General features: G+C 74.7%; 15 protein-coding genes. 7 read left to right on the top strand and 8 right to left on the bottom strand.

What is annotated here, in order from left to right:
- Positions 1-119 precede the first annotated feature (119 nt).
- On the top strand, positions 120-1,064 hold the full coding sequence (locus G7072_RS03145; protein WP_166084190.1) for a hypothetical protein: 945 nt from the start codon (positions 120-122) through the stop codon (positions 1,062-1,064).
- Between the two features lie 27 nt (positions 1,065-1,091).
- Here the strand turns inward: G7072_RS03145 and pcrA are convergent, their stop codons facing one another.
- From pcrA to G7072_RS03120, 4 genes are all read right to left on the bottom strand, one after another.
- Positions 1,092-3,605 carry a DNA helicase PcrA gene (pcrA, locus tag G7072_RS03140; protein WP_166084189.1) on the bottom strand — a complete coding sequence of 838 codons (2,514 nt, stop codon included), beginning with the start codon at positions 3,603-3,605 and terminating at the stop codon, positions 1,092-1,094.
- An 89-nt stretch (positions 3,606-3,694) separates the two neighbouring features.
- Positions 3,695-5,515, bottom strand: a complete 1,821-nt coding sequence (locus tag G7072_RS19695; protein ID WP_206063258.1) for an NAD(P)H-binding protein — start codon at positions 5,513-5,515, stop codon at positions 3,695-3,697.
- A 43-nt stretch (positions 5,516-5,558) separates the two neighbouring features.
- A complete protein-coding gene (locus tag G7072_RS03125; RefSeq protein WP_166084188.1) occupies positions 5,559-6,194 on the bottom strand; it encodes a response regulator transcription factor in 636 nt (211 codons plus the stop codon).
- Between the two features lie 13 nt (positions 6,195-6,207).
- Positions 6,208-7,539 carry an ATP-binding protein gene (locus G7072_RS03120; protein ID WP_166084187.1) on the bottom strand — a complete coding sequence of 444 codons (1,332 nt, stop codon included), beginning with the start codon at positions 7,537-7,539 and terminating at the stop codon, positions 6,208-6,210.
- Positions 7,540-7,682: 143 nt separating this feature from the next.
- Here G7072_RS03120 and G7072_RS03115 point away from each other — a divergent pair, with 143 nt between their 5' ends.
- From G7072_RS03115 to G7072_RS03095, 5 genes are all read left to right on the top strand, one after another.
- Positions 7,683-8,912, top strand: a complete 1,230-nt coding sequence (locus G7072_RS03115; protein ID WP_166084186.1) for a PspC domain-containing protein — start codon at positions 7,683-7,685, stop codon at positions 8,910-8,912.
- Complete coding sequence (locus G7072_RS03110) at positions 8,909-9,286, top strand: hypothetical protein (RefSeq protein WP_166084185.1); 378 nt, start codon at positions 8,909-8,911, stop codon at positions 9,284-9,286. Before G7072_RS03115 ends, G7072_RS03110 begins: the two co-directional genes overlap by 4 nt.
- A 48-nt stretch (positions 9,287-9,334) precedes the next feature.
- Positions 9,335-9,736 carry a VOC family protein gene (locus G7072_RS03105; RefSeq protein WP_166084184.1) on the top strand — a complete coding sequence of 134 codons (402 nt, stop codon included), beginning with the start codon at positions 9,335-9,337 and terminating at the stop codon, positions 9,734-9,736.
- A gap of 64 nt (positions 9,737-9,800) precedes the next feature.
- Positions 9,801-11,516: an ABC transporter ATP-binding protein gene (locus G7072_RS03100; RefSeq protein ID WP_206063257.1), complete on the top strand. Its 1,716-nt coding sequence runs from the start codon at positions 9,801-9,803 to the stop codon at positions 11,514-11,516.
- On the top strand, positions 11,513-13,354 hold the full coding sequence (locus G7072_RS03095) for an ABC transporter ATP-binding protein (RefSeq protein WP_240917123.1): 1,842 nt from the start codon (positions 11,513-11,515) through the stop codon (positions 13,352-13,354). The genes G7072_RS03100 and G7072_RS03095 overlap by 4 nt, the downstream gene beginning before the upstream one ends.
- 36 nt (positions 13,355-13,390) lie before the next feature.
- On the opposite strand, the gene G7072_RS03090 is transcribed toward G7072_RS03095, so the two are convergent.
- The 4 genes from G7072_RS03090 to G7072_RS03075 all read right to left on the bottom strand — a co-directional run bounded on the left by G7072_RS03090 (position 13,391) and on the right by G7072_RS03075 (position 17,644).
- Positions 13,391-14,134, bottom strand: coding sequence for a response regulator transcription factor (locus tag G7072_RS03090; protein WP_206063256.1), 744 nt, complete (start codon positions 14,132-14,134; stop codon positions 13,391-13,393).
- Between the two features lie 81 nt (positions 14,135-14,215).
- Positions 14,216-15,778: a bifunctional PIG-L family deacetylase/class I SAM-dependent methyltransferase gene (locus tag G7072_RS03085; protein ID WP_166084183.1), complete on the bottom strand. Its 1,563-nt coding sequence runs from the start codon at positions 15,776-15,778 to the stop codon at positions 14,216-14,218.
- The gene (locus G7072_RS03080; protein WP_206063255.1) at positions 15,765-16,577 is read right to left on the bottom strand and encodes a glycosyltransferase; all 813 of its coding nucleotides are present in this window, start codon (positions 16,575-16,577) and stop codon (positions 15,765-15,767) included. The genes G7072_RS03085 and G7072_RS03080 overlap by 14 nt, the downstream gene beginning before the upstream one ends.
- On the bottom strand, positions 16,574-17,644 hold the full coding sequence (locus G7072_RS03075; RefSeq protein ID WP_166084182.1) for an acyl-CoA dehydrogenase: 1,071 nt from the start codon (positions 17,642-17,644) through the stop codon (positions 16,574-16,576). The genes G7072_RS03080 and G7072_RS03075 overlap by 4 nt, the downstream gene beginning before the upstream one ends.
- A 171-nt stretch (positions 17,645-17,815) precedes the next feature.
- On the opposite strand from G7072_RS03075, the gene G7072_RS03070 reads away from it, so the two are divergent.
- Positions 17,816-20,608: a bifunctional FO biosynthesis protein CofGH gene (locus G7072_RS03070; protein WP_206063254.1), complete on the top strand. Its 2,793-nt coding sequence runs from the start codon at positions 17,816-17,818 to the stop codon at positions 20,606-20,608.
- Positions 20,609-20,629 lie beyond the last annotated feature (21 nt).

Genomic DNA, 20,629 nt, shown 5'->3' with positions numbered 1-20,629 from the left:
CCGTCATACGAACGGACGGGTTCTGAACGCCGGGAACCGTCCGGACGTATGACGAGAGCTGGTCTCCGGCGTCGCGGACGGGTCATGGCGCCAGGGTCGCCGGGGCAGCAGACTGGAGCATGCTCTCGCCCCTGCGGCCCACCGGCGCGCTGTGCGCAGCGATGTTGCTGGTCGGGCTGGTCGGGCTGAGCGGGTGCACCGCCGAGGGACCCGCCACCCCTCCGCCGGCGGGGCCCGAGACGTCGGCAGAGCCCAGGACGTCGGCGGGGCCCGAGTCGCCCTCGCCGACCCGCGACGTCGACGGCGGGGAGTCGTCGTCCGGCACCGCTGCCGGACCGCCGTCCGCGGACGACCGGGAGTCGGCAGCGTGCCGCCGGAGCGAGAGACGGGCCGTGCGGGGCGTGGAGTTCCCGCTGCAGCAGACGATCGACGACGTCATGCGATCCCCCAGCGGGGCGTCCTCCGCGGCCGCTGCCCGGGTGAGGGCCCGGGCTGCCTGGGTCGAGCGCACCGTGCTCGGGCAGTGCAGCCGACCGTCGGCAGCCGCGCGCGACTTCGTGCGCGTCGCGGGTGGACGAGGTCGGACCGCCCTGGGCTCCGACGACCTCGACGCCGTGATGAGCGCCTACTCCACGTGGGCGAGGTCGGTCGGGTTCGGCAGCACGGCCAGCGCCCTGTCCCGCGGCCTCCACGAGTGCCGCGCCGTCCAGGACCGTGCGTCCGCCTCCTACCGGACCTGGTGGCGACGGAGTGGGACGGGGCGGGTCTGGTGGCTCGAGCTGACCTTCCGCAACGACCTCCCCCGACGCCTGTTCGCCACGCTGTCCGGACGCGCGCGGGTGTCGTCCCCGGGGTCGGCGGTCCTCGAGTGGGGCGCCTCGTCAGGTGACCACGCGACCGTCCCCCGCGGGACCTCGCGCCACCTCGTCCGGTTGGGCTCGAACGGCCCGTACGTCGGCACGGGCCCGTCCGAGGTCCTGCTGGTCGAGGAGGTCGTGGTGTCCACCGACCTTCCCGGCCGGGCCTCGTGGTGGTGCAGCCTGCCCGTGCCCGAGCGCTCGTGACGCGTCCGCCCCGGCACGGCGGAGGGGCTAGAGCTTCTCGACGGGGGCGTAGCGCAGCAGCAGCCGCTTGACGCCGGTGGAGCCGAAGTCGATCGAGGCGACGGCCTTGTCGCCCGCCCCCTCGACGGTCACGACGGAGCCGAGCCCGAAGGAGTCGTGGCTGACCCGGTCGCCTGGCGACAACGACGGCACCTCGCGACCGGCTTTGCGCTTGGCGTCGGCCTGGATCGCGGCGGTGCCGAAGCGCGGTGCCGGCCGGTTGACGTTGCGACGCGACAGCGCGGGCATGACGGGTCGGTTCCACGACGTCTGCTCCTGCGCCGTACGACGCCAGTCGACCAGCTCGGAGGGCACCTCGTCGAGGAAGCGCGACGCCGGGTTGTGCGAGGGCGCGCCCCACGCGGAGCGCACCACGGCCCGGGAGAGGTAGAGCCGCTGCTCGGCCCGGGTGAGGCCGACGTAGGCGAGCCGGCGCTCCTCCTCGAGCTCGGTCTGGTCGCCCAGCGAGCGCAGGTGCGGGAAGACGCCGTCCTCGAGCCCGGTCAGGAACACGACCGGGAACTCCAGGCCCTTGGCGGTGTGCAGCGTCATCAACGTGACGACGCCGGCGTCCTCGTCGCCCTGGGTGGGGATCTGGTCGGAGTCGGCGACGAGGCTGACGCGCTCGAGGAACTCCGGCACCCCGGGCAGCGCCGGGTTCAGGTCGGCCGGGTCGGCCGAGGGCGGGGGCAGCGGCTCGTCGGCGAACTCACGAGCGACCGCCACGAGCTCGGCGAGGTTCTCCACCCGGGTCTCGTCCTGCGGGTCGTCGCTGGCCTCGAGCACCGGCAGGTAGTCGGTGCGGGTCAGGGTCTGCTCCAGCACCACGTCGGCCCGCTCCCCCGCGTCGACCATCGCCATCAGCTGCTCGACGACGGTGACGAAGCCGCGGATGCAGATCACCGAGCGGGTGGCGATGCCCGGCGCCTCGTCGGCGCGCTGCAGGGCCTGCCAGTAGGTGATGCCGTCGCGGCGGGCCAGCGCCTCGACGCACGCCTCCGCCCGCTCGCCGATGCCGCGCTTCGGCTCGTTGAGCACCCGCCGCAGGCTGATCTCGTCGGCCGGGTTGGCCAGCATGCGCAGGTAGGCGAGCGCGTCGCGGACCTCCTTGCGCTCGTAGAAGCGCACCCCGCCGACGACCTTGTAGGGCATGCCGACGCGGATGAACACCTCCTCGAAGACACGCGACTGGGCGTTGGTGCGGTAGAACACCGCGACGTCCTTCGGCTTGGCCCTGCCCTCGTCACCGAGCGTGTCGATCTCGCGGGCGATGAAGCGGGCCTCGTCGTGCTCGTCGTCGGCGACGTAGCCCACGATCGGGTCGCCGGTGCCGGTGTCGCTCCACAACCGCTTGGGCTTGCGGCCCTTGTTGCGCCCGATCACGGCGTTGGCGGCGTCGAGCACGGTCTGGGTGGAGCGGTAGTTCTGCTCCAGCAGGATGGTGCGGGCGTCGGCGAAGTCCTCCTCGAACGCCATGATGTTGCGGATGTTGGCGCCGCGGAAGGCGTAGATCGACTGGTCCGCGTCACCGACGACCATGAGCTCGGCGGGCCCGACGCCGCCCTCCCCCTCGGCCTCGTCGGCGTCCGGCAGGTCGGGGTCGTCGCCGCCGAGCGCCGCCGGGCGCCGCACGCTGGTGCCGCACAGCTCGCGGACCAGGGCGTACTGGGCGTGGTTGGTGTCCTGGTACTCGTCGACCAGCACGTGGCGGAAGCGCCGCCGGTAGGTCTCGCGGACCTCCGGGAACGCCTGGAACAGGTTGACCGCGGTCATGATGAGGTCGTCGAAGTCGAGGGCGTTGGCCGAGCGCAGGCGGGCCTGGTAGATGCCGTAGGCCTCCGCGTAGGTCCGCTCGAGGTCGTTCTGCGCGTTCGCCGCCGCCGTCTCGTGGTCGACCAGCTCGTTCTTCTGCGTCGAGACCCAGTTGAGGACCGACCGGGGCGGGTAGCGCTTGACGTCGAGGTCGAGCTCCTTGCAGATCAGCGTCATCAGCCGCTTCTGGTCGGCGGCGTCGTAGATCGAGAAGCTCGACTTGATGCCGAAGCGCTCGACCTCCTTGCGCAGGATCCGCACGCACGCGGAGTGGAAGGTCGAGACCCACATGATCGTGGCCCGCGGACCGACGAGGCTCTCCACCCGCTCGCGCATCTCGGCGGCGGCCTTGTTGGTGAAGGTGATGGCCAGGATCGAGCCCGGGTGGGCGTTGCGCTCCGCGATCAGCCAGGCGACCCGCCGCGTCAGCACCCGGGTCTTGCCCGAGCCGGCCCCGGCGACCACCAGCAGCGGGGACCCGGCGTGGGTGACGGCCTGGCGCTGGGGGTCGTTGAGCCCCTCGAGCAGCTCCTCCGACGTCGGGCCGCGCCGACGACGCGCGGGGCGCTCGTCGGACTCGCGGGCGCCCGCCTCCTCGGCCCCGAACAGGGCGTTCTCGTCGGGCACGGGGCGGGCCGACCGACGCGAGCCGCTCGGCACGGACGGGGGAACAGGAAGGGGTGCGCTCATCTCCCGATCACCCTACGACGCCCCGCCGACAGCGACCGACAGCGACCAACGGCGCCGGACCGCGCCGGACACCCCGGCAGGTCGGCGGCTCAGCGGGCGCCGAGCAGGCCCGCCTCCCGCGCCGCACGACGGGCGAGGCGCACGTCCGGGCGTCGCGCCACGCTGCGGGCCGCGGCCCGGCCGACGCCCTGCAGCGCCCGGCGCGCCGGGCCGACGGCCGGGACGAGCTCGCCGGTCTCGGCGGCGACCTCGCGGAAGAGCGGCGGGAGGTGGCGCAGCATGAGCGTCGACCAGGTCAGGTGGGTCAGCACGGGCGCCTGGAGGCCGGCCGAGGCCTGGCGCTGCAGGCCCCACAGGCTGCCCATGGCGCCGGCGGCGAGCACCAGCACGGGGTTGCGGGTCGGCACGGTGGCCAGCATGTTGACGGCGGTCGAGGTGGCCACCGGGTGGTTGTCGCCGAGGGCGGCGTACACCGCACCGCGGAAGAAGACCTCCTCGCCGAAGCCGTTGGCCATCGTGGTGAGGAAGACGAGCTTGTCGTCGCCGGCGTCGGCGTAGTCGAGGACACTGGAGATGTAGCGGGCCAGCGGCGGGATCTCGCGGACCACCAGCCCGCCGGCGTAGAAGACCCCGAAGGCGGCGACGCCGGTGGTCACCGGGGCGAGCACGGGGCGCCGTACGGTCTGGTTCTGGGTCTGGATCCAGCCCAGGTGCAGCGGGCCGGACGCCAGGCCGCCGACGAGCCAGGTGCCGGCCACGCCCAGCGTGGTGGCGTAGAAGGCACGCGAGCCCGGAGCCGTCGACAGCCCGACCCCGAGCAGCCCGGCCCCGGCGACCGAGGTCGCCGCGACGACGCGGCGCCGGTGGCGACGTACGGCGGCCGACTCGTCGTGGCGCACCGGCACCCGGTGCTTGAACGACATCGGCAGGTGGCCCTTGAGCTGGCCCATGAGGCCGGGGTCCTTGAGCGAGCCGCGGTCCGACAGGGCGCCGCGCACGGCGTCGTCGAAGCCGAGCCTCTCGAAGGGGATGAGCCGGTGGATCTCGTCGTCCTCGACGACCACCTCGTTGACCATGGAGTCGACGAGCGAGCGGCCGGCCTTGGCGTCGACGTCGGTGATGAGGCTGAGCCAGTGCGACGACAGCTTCGGCGACAGCAGCGGCACCGGCAGCAGGAACAACGGACGGTTCTCGACCGCGGCGACCCGGCGCATCATGTCGGAGTAGCGCAGCACCTCGTCGCCGCCGACCTCGAACGGGCGCCCGACGGTCTCCTCGACCTCGAGGACGCCGACGAGGTAGCGGACCACGTCGTTGAGGGCGATCGGCTGGGTGCGGGTGGAGACCCAGCGCGGGGTGACCATGAGCGGCAGCCGCTCGACCAGCTGCCGCGTCATCTCCCACGACAGGCCCTGGTGGCCGATGACGATGCCGGCACGCAGCGTGGTGACCGGTACGCCGGCGCGGCCGAGCAGGTCCTCGACCTCGCGCCGCGAGCGCAGGTGGGGCGACAGGTCGTCGTCCTCCTTGCCGAGCCCGCCGAGGTAGACGATCCGCTCCACGCCCGCCGTGGCCGCGGCCTGGCCGAACGCCGTGGCGGCCTCGGCGTCGAGGCGCTCGAAGTCGGGGCTGTCGAGGGAGTGCACGAGGTAGAAGGCGACGTCGACGCCCGCGAGCGCCGAGGTCAGCGTGCCGGCGTCGTGCACGTCGCCGAAGACGGGCTCCCCCACGCCGCGGTAGGTGTCGGGGTGGCGGGTCATCGCGACCACGTCGTGGCCGGCCTCGGCCAGGGCCGGGCAGAGGCGACGCCCCACGAACCCCGAGGCACCGGCGACGAGCACCCGGCGCGGACGTCCGGAGGGCTGCACGGGGATGTCCGAGGAGCGGTCGTGCTCAGGCGCGGCGGTCATCCTCCCAACGTAGTGGGGCCGGGCGAACCCCGACCGGAGTTGCTCAGAGCAGCCGGCGGTCGGCCGCCCAGCGGGTGAGCTCGTGGCGCGAGCTGAGCTGGAGCTTGCGCAGCACGCTGGAGACGTGGGTCTCGACGGTCTTGACCGAGATGAACAGCTCCGCGGCAACCTCCTTGTAGGCGTAGCCGCGCGCGATCAGCCGCATCACCTCGCGCTCGCGCTCGGTGAGCCGGTCGAGGTCCTCGTCGACGTGGGCCACCTCGATCGACCCGGCGAAGGCGTCGAGCACGAAGCCGGCCAGCCGGGGCGAGAACACCGCGTCACCGTCCGCCACCCGCTCGATCGCGTCGACCAGCTCGGGCCCGGTGATGGTCTTCGTGACGTAGCCGCGCGCCCCGCCCCGGATGGTGCCGATGACGTCCTCGGCGGCGTCGGAGACCGACAGCGCGAGGAAGCGGGTCCCCGGGCTGCGGTGCGCGACGTCGCGCATCACCTGCACGCCGCCGCCCCCGGGCAGGTGCACGTCGAGCAGCACCACCTCGGGCCGGTGGGTCAGCACCGCCGCCACCGCGGTCGGGACGTCGGAGGCCTCGGCCACCACGTCGACCGCGCCGGCGAGCTCGGAGCGGACCCCGGCGCGGAACATCGCGTGGTCGTCGACGATCACGACGGTCCTCATGGGCGTCTCGTTGTCACGGGCGACTGCCTCCGGTGGGTTGCTGCTGGTCGGTGGTCGGGTGGTCGGTGCGGGAGGCCAGCTCGAGGTCGCCGACGTGGAGCCGGACCTCGGTGCCGTGGCCCGGTCGGGAGCGGACCTCGGCCCGGCCGCCGTGACGGGTCACCCGGTCCAGGATGCTGTGGCGGACCCCGAGCCGGTCGGCGGGCACGGCGTCCGGGTCGAACCCGCTCCCCCGGTCGCGCACGAAGACGTCGAGCGTGCCGGAGCGCTCGCCCGCGGGCACGACCTCGGCGTAGACGTCGACGACGGGGGCGCCGGCGTGACGCGCGGCGTTGACCATCGCCTCCCGGGCCGCCTGGAGGACGGCGCGCACGGGCTCGGTCACCGCCACCCGCCCGCCGGAGTCGCCGACCACCACGACCTCGACGGGTACGCCGTGCGCGTCCTCGACCTCGGCGGCCGCGGCCTGCAGCGCGCTGGTGACGGTCACGTCGTCGGGTCGCGCGTCGCCGTACATCCACGACCGGAGGTCGCGCTCCTGGGCCCGGGCCAGCGTCGCGACCCGGCCGGGGTCGGCGGCGTTCTTCTGGATCAGCGCCAGCGTCTGCAGCACCGAGTCGTGCAGGTGGGCGGCGACGTCGGCGCGCTCCTGGGTGCGCACCCGGGCGGCGCGCTCCTCGCCCAGGTCGGCGACGAGCCGGACCAGCCACGGCCCGAGGATCACGGCCAGGCCCGCCACCCCGAGGGTGGCAGCGACCACGATGTCCTGCGCCACCCGCAGCTGCCCGGTCTGGACGGCGAAGAGCAGCAGCGCGGTCACCAGCAGCCCGAGCCCGGCGGCGAGGCGCGCGTACGCCGCCCATCCGCCGGAGCCGACCACGAGCCGGCGGACGTCGAGGCGGGTGGTCGTGTCGAGCCACCGCTCCCGCTGGGCCTGGTCGGCCTGGCGCCAGAGCACCGCGATGCCGCCGACGGCGAAGAGCGCCGGCCACAGCAGGGCGGGGCCGCCGTTGCCGTCGACCAGGCCGACCACCCCGAGCAGCACGACCACGAAGGCGATGTGCGGGCCGGCGTCGCGCAGCGCGGTGGGCCGGCCCGGGCGCCGGCCCTGGCGCGAGGCAGCCTCCAGCCCCGGGCTCTCGACCGGTGCCGGTGCCATCGGCAGCGTGATCCACAGCCCGAGGTAGAACACGACGCCGAAGCCGAAGAGGCCGGTCAGCAGGAAGAACACCCGCACCCAGGTGGCGCCGATCCCGAGGTGCAGGGCCAGGCCCGAGCAGACGCCACCCAGGTAGGACTCCTGCGGGACGCGGAAGGCCTTGCGGGGAGGCGAGATGCTGCTCATGGTCCTTGAATCGTCACACAGCCGGAGGTCCACGCCCATGCGTGGAACCCCGGAGCCGACCCTGGTCCGACCCCGAGAGCCCGCGGAAAGGATCAGGGTGGTCCCCGATGGTGGCGGACGGCGCGGGCGGCCACGCTGGAGCCATGAACGACACCGACCAGCAGGCGCCGCCCCCGCCGCCTCCTCCGCCCCCCGCCGGACCCCCTCCTCCGCCGCCCTCCTCCTCGGGCGGCCCGGCGCCCGGGTGGCACGACAACGGCCACTGGCGCAGCGAGCACCTCAGCGACTACCGCCTGCTGCGTCGTAGTCACGATGACAAGAAGGTGGCCGGCGTCGCCGGCGGCGTGGCCCGGCACCTCGACGTGGACCCCACGATCGTGCGGGTGCTCTTCGTCGTCTCCATCTTCTTCGGCGGCGCCGGCCTCCTCGTGTACGCCGTGCTGTGGCTCGTCGTCCCTGACGACACCACCGGACGCTCGGCCCTCTCGGTGAGGGACGCGACCCGCAACGTCATCGTCATCTCCGTCCTCGTGCTGGGCGTGATCCTCGCGCTCGGCGACACCTTCGACGGCGGCTCCATCTCCTGGCCGCCCCTCGTGGTGATCGCCGTCGTCACGCTCGTGTGGCTGATGGCCCGCGACCGCCGGGAGGAACGCCGCAGCGGCCCCGACACCGCGACTCCCTCCACCGCCGGGTCGGGGACGGGCGCACCCGGCTGGAGCGGGGCGACGTACACCCCGGCGCCGGCGGCCCCGCGTGCCCCCCGCCGCCGACGCCGCGGTCCGCTGCTGTTCGGTGCCACCCTCGCCCTCGGCGCCCTGGCGCTGGGCGTGCTGGGTCTCGTCGAGGCCAGCGGGGTGACCGTCGTCGACGGCGCCTACCCCGCCCTGGCGCTCACGGTCGTCGGCCTCATGCTGGTCCTCGGCTCGGTCTACGGCCGACCCGGCGGGCTCGTCCTCCTCGGGATCGCGTCGTGCCTCGCGCTGGCGGCCGTCTCGGTGACGCAGCCCCGCTTCGACGGCGACCGTGACCTCACCGTCGCCCCGACCTCGGCCGAGGAGCTCGACAGCGCCTACACCGTCCCGGCGGGCCGTATCGCCGTCGACCTGACCGACGTCGACGACCTCGGCGCCCTCGACGGGCGGAGGCTGGACCTCTCGGCCAACGCCGGCGAGATCCTGGTGACGGTGCCCGAGGGACTCACGGTCGAGCTGGACGCGGACGTCGCCTACGGCGGCGCCGTCGACTGGCCCGACGGCACCCGCGGCGGCTGGGGCTTCGGCCTCGACCGACGCTTCGGCGACGCCGACGACCCCACGATCACCATCGACGCCGACCTGGACTTCGGACACATCGAGCTGAGGCAGCCATGACCACCGACCCCACCCGCGACCCCCGCGGAACCCACGACCACCACGACCCCCACGACACCGGCGACACCCGTCCGCTGTCCGTCGACGGCCCGGCCCCCGAGGCACCGAGGTTCGGGGACCCGGTGTCCCCCGACCCGGTCCCCCGCGACCTGTCTCCCGACCCGCAGGTCGAGGAGCGCAGCGGACGCCACCCCCTGTCGATCTCCTATCTCGTCGCCGGGCTCGTCTTCCTCGGCGTCGCCGCCTCCTGGGCGCTGCGGCAGGCCGGTGTCGTGGACGCCGGCGACAGCTCGTGGCTCTTCCCCCTCACCCTCGTGGTGGTGGGCGCCATCGGGCTGGTCGCCTCGCTCGCCTCGTCAGCCCGGCGCGGCTGACGCCGGAATCCGGTTGAGACGCGGCGGCGGCGCGACGAGAGTGCAGCGATGACCTCCCTCGTCTCGCACACCTCCGTCGACTGCCGCAACGCCTACGAGCTCTCCGAGTGGTGGAAGCAGGTGCTCGGCTACGTCGACGTCGACGGCGACCCGAACCTCCCCGGCCACGAGGAGTGCATGGTCCTCGACCCGGTCTCCGGGCACCGGCTGCTGTTCCTCGAGGTGCCGGAGACCAAGTCGGTGAAGAACCGGATCCACCTCGACCTCGTGCCCCGCGCCGGCACCCGCGACGAGGAGCTCGAGCGGCTGCGAGGGCTGGGCGCCGCCGAGGTGGCCGACCTGCGTGGGAAGTACGGCCCCGGCACCGGCTGGGTCGTGCTGGCCGACCCGGAGGGCAACGAGTTCTGCATCCTGCGCAGCGACGAGGAGCGGGCGGCCGTCCCCGCCTGACGGCACGCGCCCGGCGGGAGAAACCCGGGTGCGGCGGCCACCACCGGGAACCTAGCCTGGCTCGGTGCGCCACCTCCCTCTCGACCACCCCGGCACCGCGGACCACCGGTCCCCGGCGCGCTTCCTGTGGTGGCTGGTGCGGGGTCAGTGGCGCACGATCGTGGTCGGGATGCTGCTCGGCATCACCTGGATGCTCTGCCAGGCGGTGATGCCGGCCGTCGTCGGCCGCGCGATCGACCAGGGCGTCACCGCCCAGGACACCGGCGCGCTGCTGCGGTGGACCGGACTCATGCTGGGGATCGGCGTCGTGCAGGCCGCGGCCGGCATCATGCGGCACCGCTTCGCGGTCACCAACTGGCTGACAGCGGCGTACCGGGTGGTGCAGCTCGTCACCCGGCAGGCGACCCGGCTGGGCGCCACCCTGCCCAAGCGCGTGGCGACCGGTGAGGTCGTCGCCATCGGCACCAACGACCTGTCCCACATCGGCAACGCCATGGACGTCTCGGCCCGCGCCGCCGGCGCCGTCGTGTCCTTCGTCGTGGTGGCGGTCCTGCTGCTGCAGACCTCGGTCGTGCTCGGGCTGGTCGTGCTGCTGGGCGTGCCGCTGATGCTGCTGGCCCTCGGCCCGCTGCTCGGGCCGCTGCAGCGTCGCAACCTGGCGCAGCGCTCGATGATGGGCGACCTGTCCAACCTCGCCACCGACATCGTGTCCGGGCTGCGGGTGCTGCGCGGGATCGGCGGCGAGCGGGTCTTCCACGAGCGCTACGTCCGCGAGTCCCAGCAGGTCCGGCGCGCGGGCGTCGAGGTCGGCCGGCTCCAGTCGGTGCTCGACGCGGCCCAGGTCGCGCTGCCCGGCACCTTCGTCGTGCTCGTGGTCTGGCTGGGCGCGCGCCTCGCGGTCGACGGGGCCATCACCGTCGGCGAGCTGGTGGCGTTCTACGGCTACGCCGCCTTCCTCATGATCCCGCTGCGCACCGCGACCGAGGCCATGAACAAGTGGATCCGCGCCGCGGTGGCCGCCCGCCGCATCTGCACCGTCCTGGCCCTCGAGCCCGACCTGCCCACGGCCGGCCGGCCGGTGCCGGCTCCCGCGGAGCCCGCCGACCTCGTCGACCTCACCAGCGGCGTCCGGGCGCGCGTGGGCTTGCTGACCGCCCTGGTCTCCGAGCATCCCGAGGAGACCGCGGAGGTCCTCGACCGGCTCGGCCGCTTCACCGACGGCGACGTCCGGTGGGGCGACGTGCCCCTCGACGAGGTCGCCCTCGACGACGTACGCCGACGCATCGTGGTCAGTGACTCCGCCAGCGCGCTGTTCTCCGGGCCGCTGGGCGAGCAGCTCGACGTGCGCGGGGCCGGGCTCGACGACGACACCGTCGCACGGACCCTCCACGCCGCCTCCGCCGAGGACGTGGTCGACGGGCTGCCCGCCGGGCTGAGGTCCTGGGTCGCCGAGCGTGGTCGCTCGTTCTCGGGCGGCCAGCGGCAGCGGCTCGTGCTGGTCCGCGCCCTGCTGGCCGACCCGGAGGTGCTGCTGCTGGTCGAGCCGACCTCGGCCGTCGACGCCCACACCGAGGCGCGCATCGCCGAGCGGCTGGCCGACGTGCGCCGCGGGCGCACCACGGTGGTCACCTCGACCTCGCCGCTGCTGCTCGACCGCGCCGACGAGGTCGCCCTGCTGGTGGACGGACGCGTCGTCGCGACCGGCCGGCACCGTGACCTGCTCGCCCGGGTGCCCCGCTACCGGGCCGTGGTGACGCGCGAGGAGGAGGTGCACGCGTGAGCACCCTCGACACCGACCCGAGCGACGTGACCGACTCGACCGACCCGACCGACCCGACCGACCCGGGCACCGACGACACCCTGCCGGGCCGGACCCTGCCCGTCGCGGGGCGCGCGACGCTGCGCGCCTACCTGGTCCGCCTCGCGCGCCGCCACCGCCGGCTGCTGGTCACGATGCTGGCGCTGCACGCCGCGGCGGCGCTGGCCGGCCTGGTGGCCCCGCGGCTGCTGGGCGCGATCGTCGAGGAGGTCCAGTCCGGCGGCGGCGTCGGCACCGTGGACCGGCTCACCCTGGTGATCGCCGCCGCGCTCGTGGCCCAGACGCTGCTGACCCGGGCCGCCCGGTTCCGCTCGTTCGTCTTCGGCGAGCAGGTGCTGGCCGAGCTGCGCGAGGACTTCGTCCGCGACACCCTGGCGCTGCCGATCGGCACCGTGGAGTCCGCCGGCTCCGGGGACCTGCTGACCCGGACCTCCCGCGACATCGACCAGCTGGGCTGGTCGGTGCGCTGGGCGCTGCCGGAGTGGCTCATCGCGCTCATCACCGCGCTGCTGACCGTGGTGGCGGCGCTGTTCGTCGGCGTCTGGGTGGCCGGCCCGCTGCTGGTCGGCGTGCCCGGGGTCGTGATCGGCGCCCGGTGGTACCTCCGCCGGGCCGGCGCGGGCTACCTGCGGGAGAACGCCAGCTACTCACGCATGAACGCCACCCTGACCGAGACCGTCGAGGGCGCCCGCACCGTCGAGGCGCTGGGCCTGGCCGAGGCGCGCATCGCGCGGATCGACGACGACATCGCCGAGTCCTACGCGGCCGAGCGCTACACGCTCATGCTGCGCACGCGCTTCTTCCCCAGCGTCGAGGTCACCTCCTACCTCCTGCCGAGCGTGGCCACGCTGCTGCTCGGCGGGTGGCTCTACAGCCGGGGCGAGGTGTCGCTCGGCGAGGTGACGGCCGCGACCCTCTACGTCCAGATGCTCATCGACCCCGTGGACCGGCTCGTCGCCATCCTCGACGAGCTCCAGGTCGGGGCGGCGTCGTTGGCACGTCTGCTCGGTGTCGCCGAGGTGCCCGACGACCGGGTCACCACCGACCGGGTCCCCGACGGCGACGCGCTGGTCGCCCGCGACGTGCGCTTCGCCTACCTCGAGGGCCGCGACGTCCTGCACGGCGTCGACCTGACCCTGGCCGTCGGGGAGCGGCTCGCGATGGTCGGGCCCTCCGGGGCGGGCAAGTCCACGCTCGGCCGTCTCCTGGCCGGCATCCACCCGCCCCGCACCGGCACCGTCGAGGTGGGCGGGGTCGGACTGACCGAGCTGCCGCTGGCGCAGCTGCGGGGCCGGGTCGCGCTGGTCACCCAGGAGCACCACGTCTTCGTCGGCACCGTGCGCGAGAACCTCGCCCTGGCCCTCGACCGTCCCGCCGGGGCGCCCGTCGAGGACGCCGAGCTCCACGCCGCCCTGGAGGCGGTCGACGCGGACGGCTGGGTGCGCGCGCTGCCCGACGGGCTCGACACCGTCGTGGGCTCCGGCGGCCTCGCCCTGGGCCCGGCCCAGGCCCAGCAGGTGGCGCTGGCCCGGCTGGTGCTCGCCGACCCCCACACGCTGGTGCTCGACGAGGCCACCTCGCTGATCGACCCCCGCGCCGCGCGGCACCTGGAGCGCTCGCTGGCGGCGGTGCTGGAGGGCCGCACGGTCGTCGCGATCGCGCACCGGCTGTTCTCGGCCCACGACGCCGACCGGGTGGCGGTCGTCGAGGACGGCGTGGTCAGCGAGCTCGGCTCCCACGACGAGCTCGTCGCGCGCGGTGGCTCCTACGCACGGCTCTGGGAGTCCTGGCAGGCCTGACGCGCGGATCCGGGTCGGGCGGCACAGGACCCGGGCTCAGGACTCGGGGCGTCGCGACGGCGGTCGGTCGGTGATGACACGCGTCCGCGCCGGGACCATGCCGTGCTCGATGCCCCACAGCACGGCCTGGGTGCGGCTGGTGACCCCCATGTGGCGGTAGGCCTCGCGGATGTAGCTCTTCACGGTGTTCGGCGACAGGTAGGTGCGCTCGGCGATCGCGCTGTTGCTGAGCCCCTGGGTGATGAGCGAGACGATCTCGGCCTGCCGGGCCGAGAGGCCGTGCTGCCGGCCGGGCCAGTCACCACCGACGGCCTCGATCTCCTTGCCGATGTCGGCGGCGGGCAGGACCACCTCGTCGCCGGCGGCGACGCGCTCGAGGGCGTCGACCAGCTGGTGGCCCTGCAGCGACTTCGACAGGTAGCCGCGCACGCCCTTGTCGAGGGCCTCGCGGACCAGCTCCTCATGCATGTTCCAGCTGTAGACAGCCACGCTGGCCACGCGCGACTGACCGATGATGTCGTCGATGTCGCTCGAGGTGACCTGCGGGACCGAGAAGGTGTCGTAGAGCGCCACGTCGACGGGCTGCGCGACGTCGACGTTCACGTCGAGCTCGACGACGCGGATCCGGTCCTCGAACTCCTCGAGCATCCGCTGGAGCCCGCGCACGACGAGCTCGTGGTCGTTGACGAGGGCGACGCTGACCGGCCGGACCGCTGATCCGGTGTCGCGCCCACCCTCCCCGGACGAGCCCGGGACCCGCGAGATCTCACTCGTGCTCACCGGCTCAATCTACCCCGCGGTCGTCCCCGCCGCCGTCGCTCGACCACAGCGTGACCCCCGGACCGGACGGGTCCGGCCGCCTCAGCCGCGCCCGGTGCGCTCCTCCTCGGCCAGCGTGCGCCGCCTGCGAGGTCGGTAGAGGTCGAGCAGCACGTCGTCGTCGACCACCCGGGTGGCCAGCGTCAGGTCGTGCTCGGCCGCGACGCGGCCCGCGGCCCCGTGCACCTCCGCGCCGTCCAGGGGCCAGCCGGCGACCTCGTGGCGCCAGTGCACGAGCAGCAGGGCGCCGTCCGCGGTCAGCGACCGGCACGCGCGCCAGAGGGTCTCGGCGAGCTCGGCGCCGCTGAGGAAGTAGCCGACCTCCGACAGCACCACCAGGTCGAACCGGCCGTCCGGCCACTCCCCCGGCACCCGGCGCCGCTCGAAGTGCACCGAGCGCCCCGCGCAGCGGCGGGCGGCCGCGGCCAGCGCGGTCTCGCTGACGTCGACGCCGAGCACGTGGTCGGCGCGGTCGCTGAGCGCGGCGGTCAGCTCACCGACGGAGCAGCCGACCTCGAGCACCGAGGCGACCCGCTCGCGCGGCAGCAGCGCCAGCGCCAGGGCACGTCGGCGGGCCTCGTACCACGACGAGGCGGTCCGCCACGGGTCGGCGTCGCCGCGGTGGAGCTCCTCGAAGACAGCGGCCGCGTCCGGCAGACGTCGCTCCCGGGGCGGGGTGTCCGACCGGTGCGGCTCGTCCGCACGGTCCGGGGCGTGGGACTGCACCGGCACCGACCCGGGCGCGGGCCGCGGCGGCGGGGAGAGCCGGAGCCCGGACTCGATGTAGGTCTCGTAGGAGCGACGGAAGGACGACAGCATCGCCTCGTCGAGCACCGCCTCGTCCCCGGGGGCGTCCGAGAGCGGCGCCGTCTGCGAGGGGTAGCGCGCCAGCGCCTGCTCCTTCGCCGCGATCTCGCCGGGGGTCAGCGGGAGCACGGCGCACTGCTGCCACGGCACGTCGGAGGGCTCGCCCCAGTACCAGAGCCAGATCGGTGCCTCGAGGTGGCGCGCGCCGGTCTCGATGGCGACGTCGGCCGCGGCCTGCGCCACCGCCTCGTGGTCGCCGTGGGCGTCGTGGCGCCACGTCGAGACCAGCAGGGTGTCCGCGTCGACGACGTCGCGCAGCCGGTCGGCGATGGCGTCCTCGTGCCCGGGCAGCCGGCCGTCGGGCAGCCCGAGCCGGATCAGCCGCGCCGCGGGGTGGAGCACCGCGACCGCCTCGATCAGCTCCTCACGGCGCCGACCGGCCAGCGTCTCGGGGTCCAGGGTGGGGCTGTCGGGGTGCGAGGCCTCGCCGTCGGTCGCGACCACCACCACGGTGGGCAGGTCGTGCTCGGCGGCGCGGGCCAGCAGCCCGCCGCAGGCCAGCGTCTCGTCGTCGGGGTGCGCCACCACCACGACGAGCCGCTCGCGCCCGCACACCACGGGGTGCCGCCCCGACGGCGACGGTCCTGCCCGGTGGCCGCGCACCTCGTCGGGGTCCGGTCCCAGCCGCAGGGAGGGCACTGAGCGCCACTGGGGCAGGGCCCGCCAGGTCTCGTCGTCACCCCCCGCGTCCGGCCGCGTGAAGGCGGGCGGACGGGCCCGGGTCTCATCCGACGGCACGGTCGTCCACCTCCGCCACGCTCACGCCGGGGTCACGGGGGTCGTGCAGGTCGTGCAGGTCGTGGAGCACCCCGAGGTACGCCGCGAAGCCGCCGGGCGTGCGCCCCACCCGCCGCGACGAGGTGGTGACCCGTCCGTCGCCGGTGCGCACCAGCAGCCCGCCGGCGGCGACCAGCCGCTCCACGAGCCGGACGTCCTCGTGCTCGGCCAGGGGCTCGAAGCCGCCGACGGCGTCGTACTGGTCCAGCCGCACGCCCAGGTTGGCGCCGTGCACGTGGGTGTGGCCCTCGTGCGTCGCGTGGTGCGCCAGCCAGCGGGCCCGGACGGGGGCGGGCAGGTCGTGGTCGGGCTCCACCGTCCCGACCACGGCGCAGGCCCCCCGGTCGGCGTGGTCGAGCTGCCCGGTCAGCCAGTCGGCGGGGACCTGTCCGTCGGCGTCGGTGCAGGCCAGCCAGGTGCGCTCGGCCGGGTGGTCGAGGTCGTGGGTCCGCGCGGCCAGGATCCCCGCGGCGCGGGCGGCGCCGACCAGCCCGAGCCGCACGTCGAGGCGGGCGACGTGCGGGAAGCGGTGCAGCACCTCGGCGGTCCGGTCGGTGCAGGAGTCGAGCACCACGACCACCCGCACCGCGCTCGCGGGACGGGCTCGGCGTACTCGGGCGACGGCGCGGTCCACCGACGTCAGGCAGGCGCCGAGGTCGGCCTCCTCGTTGCGGGCCGGCACCACCACCAGCACCTGCCAGGGCCGCCGGAGCCGGGTGGCGGGCGCCGACCCGGGAGCGTCGTCGTGCCCCGTCCTCACCACGCGACCTCCGGGAGGGCGTCGAGCAGCCAGCGGCCGAGCGCGGCCTGGTCGCGCTCGGCGTGCTCCTGGCGCAGGTAGAGCTCGAGGTCGGCGATGCGGGCGGCGTGGTCGGGCTCGGAGACCTGGGGGCCGGGACCGAGGGCGTGCTGGGTGCGCAGCAGGACCTCCTCCGCGGCGCGCCGGACGACCTGCCGGACCGTCAGGGCCAGGCGCTCCCCGTGCTCGGCGTCGGCCTGACCGGCGTCGACCGCAGCGGCGGCCTCGACGAGGACGGCGCGGGCTCCCGCCAGCGAGGCCTCCAGCGCCCCGAGGTGCATCTGGCCGATCTGGTCGAGGGGGCGGTGCTCGGCCTGGGCGAGGAGCCGGCGGGCGACGCCGACCGCGCCGCCGTACCAGACGGCGGCCACGCCCATCCCGCCCCAGGCGAAGCCCGGCCGCTGGAGGTACCACCCGGGCTCGCCGACGGCGTCGGCCCCGACCTCGTGGAAGTCGAGCGCGGTGCTGGTGATCTGCTGCAGGCCGCGGGCGACCCAGGCCTGCTCGGCCGCCGACTTCACGCCGGGGTCGCCGAGCGGCACCGCGAAGAGCTGCCGCTGGTCCTCGTCGATCCAGGCCGTCACCAGGGCGCGGTCGGCGACGTCAGCCACGGAGCACCAGTGCTTGCGACCCGTGAGCTCCCAGCCCTGGCGGGTCGAGCTCGCCGTCAGCCGCGGCGGCGGCCCCTCGGCGGCGTACACGCCCCAGAGCAGGTCGACCTCGTCCTCGGCCACCCCACCGGCCTGGTCCAGGATGGCCAGCGCGTCGAGGTGGGGCTCGACGACCCGGGCGACGCTGAGGTCGGCGGCGCCGAGCGTGGCGAGCAGCTCCCAGAGCAGCAGCGTGGAGCCGGAGCCGGGTCGCGGGGCCTCGCGGCCGAGGGCGCGGGCCAGGTCGGCGGAGCGGTGCAGGTCACCGGCGACCTCGGTCGCGGAGGCCGCGGCGAGGCTGACGAGGGCCGCCGGCGGCGCGCCCAGGCCGGGATCGCTGGCGGCGCGCAGCAGGACAGGTGCGGACGGGGAGGGCATCTCGCCACGCTAGGCCCCCTGTCCACCCGGCGGTCACACCCCCAGGTGTGCCACCGTCGGGTGCCGCACCCCCTGAGGTCCGGGGGTCCGGGGACCCGGTGGTCCTGTGGTGTGCGTCTCCCTGCCCGGTCGGGCCGTGATGCCCGCCCCGGTTGTCGTTACGCTCACGTGGTGACCCAGGAGCCCACCCCCCAGCAGGTACGCCGAGCGCTGGCTCGCGTCCGGCGCGGGGTCACCCTGGACGTGGCCGAGGCCGAGGCCCTCCTGGCGGCGCGCGGCGAGGACCTCGCCGCCCTGGTCGAGGCGGCCGGACGCGTGCGCGACGCGGGGCTGGTCGCCGCCGGTCGCCCCGCCACCGTCACCTACTCCCCCAAGGTGTTCATCCCGCTGACCCGGCTGTGCCGCGACCGCTGCCACTACTGCACGTTCGTGACGGTGCCGGGCAAGCTGGCCGCCGCCGGCCAGGAGCCGTTCCTGTCGCCCGACGAGGTGCTCGCGATCGCGACCCAGGGGGCGGCCCTGGGGTGCGCCGAGGCGCTGTTCACCCTCGGCGACCGTCCCGAGGACCGCTGGCCCGAGGCGGCCCGGTGGCTCGACGAGCACGGCTACGACTCGACGCTCGACTACGTGCGGGCGATGGCGGTCCGCGTGCTCGAGGAGACCGGGCTCCTGCCCCACCTCAACCCGGGCGTCATGTCCTGGCAGGAGATCAACCGGCTCAAGCCCGTCTCCCCCTCCATGGGGATGATGCTGGAGACCACCTCGACCCGCCTCTTCACCGAGAAGGGCCAGCCCCACCACGGCTCCCCCGACAAGGACCCCGCTGTCCGCCTTCGGGTGCTCGAGGACGCCGGGCGGTTGTCGGTGCCCTTCACCTCCGGGCTGCTCGTCGGCATCGGGGAGACCCTGCGCGAGCGCGCCGAGACGATCTTCGCGCTGCGCTCGGTGGGACGGCAGTACGGCCACCTCCAGGAGGTGATCGTCCAGAACTTCCGCGCGAAGCCCGACACCGCGATGCGCTCGGTCGACGACCTCGGCCTCGACGAGTACGTCGCCACCATCGCCGTCACCCGCCTGGTCCTCGGCCCCACCATGCGGGTCCAGGCCCCGCCGAACCTCGTCGACCTCGCCGAGTGCCGCGCCCTCCTCGCCGCCGGCATCGACGACTGGGGCGGCGTCTCCCCCCTCACGCCCGACCACGTCAACCCCGAGCGCCCCTGGCCCTCCCTCGACCGGCTCCGCGACATCACGGCCGACTCCGGCTTCACCCTGCGGCCGCGGCTCACCGCGCACGCCTCCTACGTCCGGGCGGGCGACCCCTGGATCGACCCCCGCGTCCGCCCCCACGTGGCCGCCCTCGCCGACGACGACGGCTACCTGCGCCCCGGCGCCCGCCCGGTCGGCCTGCCCTGGCAGGAGCCCGACCAGGGCGGTCTCGACGCCGGCGGCTCAGGCTCCGGCCGCACCGACCTCCACGAGACCATCGACACCACCGGTCGCACCACCGACCGTCGCTCCGACTTCGAGGACGTCTACGGCTCCTGGCAGTCCCTCCGCGACCAGCTCGCCACCCAGAACACCGCCGCCGCCCAAGCAGCCGGCACAGTCAGCACCAAGGCGGCCGACGTACCTGACCCGGCAGAGACGCGAGCGTCCACGCCGGAGGGCTCGGAGGGGCTCCCGAGCACGGCAGGCACGCGAGGGTCCGCGCCGGAGGGCTCGGAGGGGCTCCCGGCGACCGTGGATGGGTCTGGCCCCCCTGGAGCGACGAAGGAGCGGAAGGGGTGGTTGGGCGCCGGGAGCCCCTCCGAGCCCTCGCCCGCAACCCCCGCTTCCGCGCCGACCACCCCCACCCCCCCGACCCCCCTCACCCCCACCGTCGCCGCCGCCCTCCGCCAGGCCGAGAAGGACCCCAAGCAGCTCACGGACGCCCAGGCGCTGGCGCTGTTCACGGCCGACGCCCACGACCTCGACGCCGTACGCCGCCTGGCCGACGACATGCGCCGCGACGTGGTCGGCGACGACGTGACCTACGTGGTGAACCGGAACATCAACTTCACCAACGTCTGCTACACCGGCTGCCGCTTCTGCGCCTTCGCCCAGCGCCGGACCGACGCGGACGCCTACTCGCTGTCGATGGAGCAGGTGGCCGACCGGGCCGAGGAGGCGTGGCAGCTCGGGGCGACCGAGGTGTGCATGCAGGGCGGGATCGACCCGGAGCTGCCGGGCACGGCGTACTTCGACATCGCCGCGGCGGTGAAGCGTCGGGTCCCGCAGATGCACGTGCACGCCTTCAGCCCGATGGAGGTCGTCAACGGGGCGTCCCGCACGGGGCTGTCGATCCACGACTGGCTGCTGAAGGCCAAGGAGTCCGGGCTCGACACGATCCCGGGCACGGCGGCGGAGATCCTCGACGACGACGTGCGCTGGATCCTGACCAAGGGCAAGCTCCCGACGAGCGCCTGGGTCGAGGTGGTCACGACCGCGCACAAGCTGGGCATCCGCTCCAGCGCGACGATGATGTACGGCCACGTCGACCGCCCGGACCACTGGGTGACGCACCTGCGGGTGCTGCAGCGGATCCAGGACGAGACCGGCGGGTTCACCGAGTTCGTGCCGCTGCCGTTCGTGCACACCAGCGCCCCGATCTACCTGGCCGGGGTGGCGCGGCCGGGCCCGACGCTGCGCGACAACGTCGCGGTGCACGCGGCGGCCCGGATCCTGCTGCACGGACGCGTCGACAACGTGCAGACCTCGTGGGTCAAGCTCGGGGTGGAGGGCACGCGCCTGATGCTGCGCTCGGGCTGCAACGACCTCGGTGGCACGCTGATGGAGGAGACGATCTCCCGGATGGCCGGCTCCGAGCACGGCTCCGCGAAGACGGTCGCCGAGATCACCGAGATCGCCGACGGGATCGGCCGCCCGGTCCGCGAGCGCACCACGACGTACGGCGTGCGCGCCTGAGTCCCGCTCCCCCGGCTGCTC

This window comes from Nocardioides sp. HDW12B, assembly GCF_011299595.1.
GTDB lineage: Bacteria > Actinomycetota > Actinomycetes > Propionibacteriales > Nocardioidaceae > Marmoricola_A.
The sequence above is the reverse complement of the archived record's forward strand: the minus strand, read 5'-3'. Positions and strand labels throughout refer to the sequence as shown.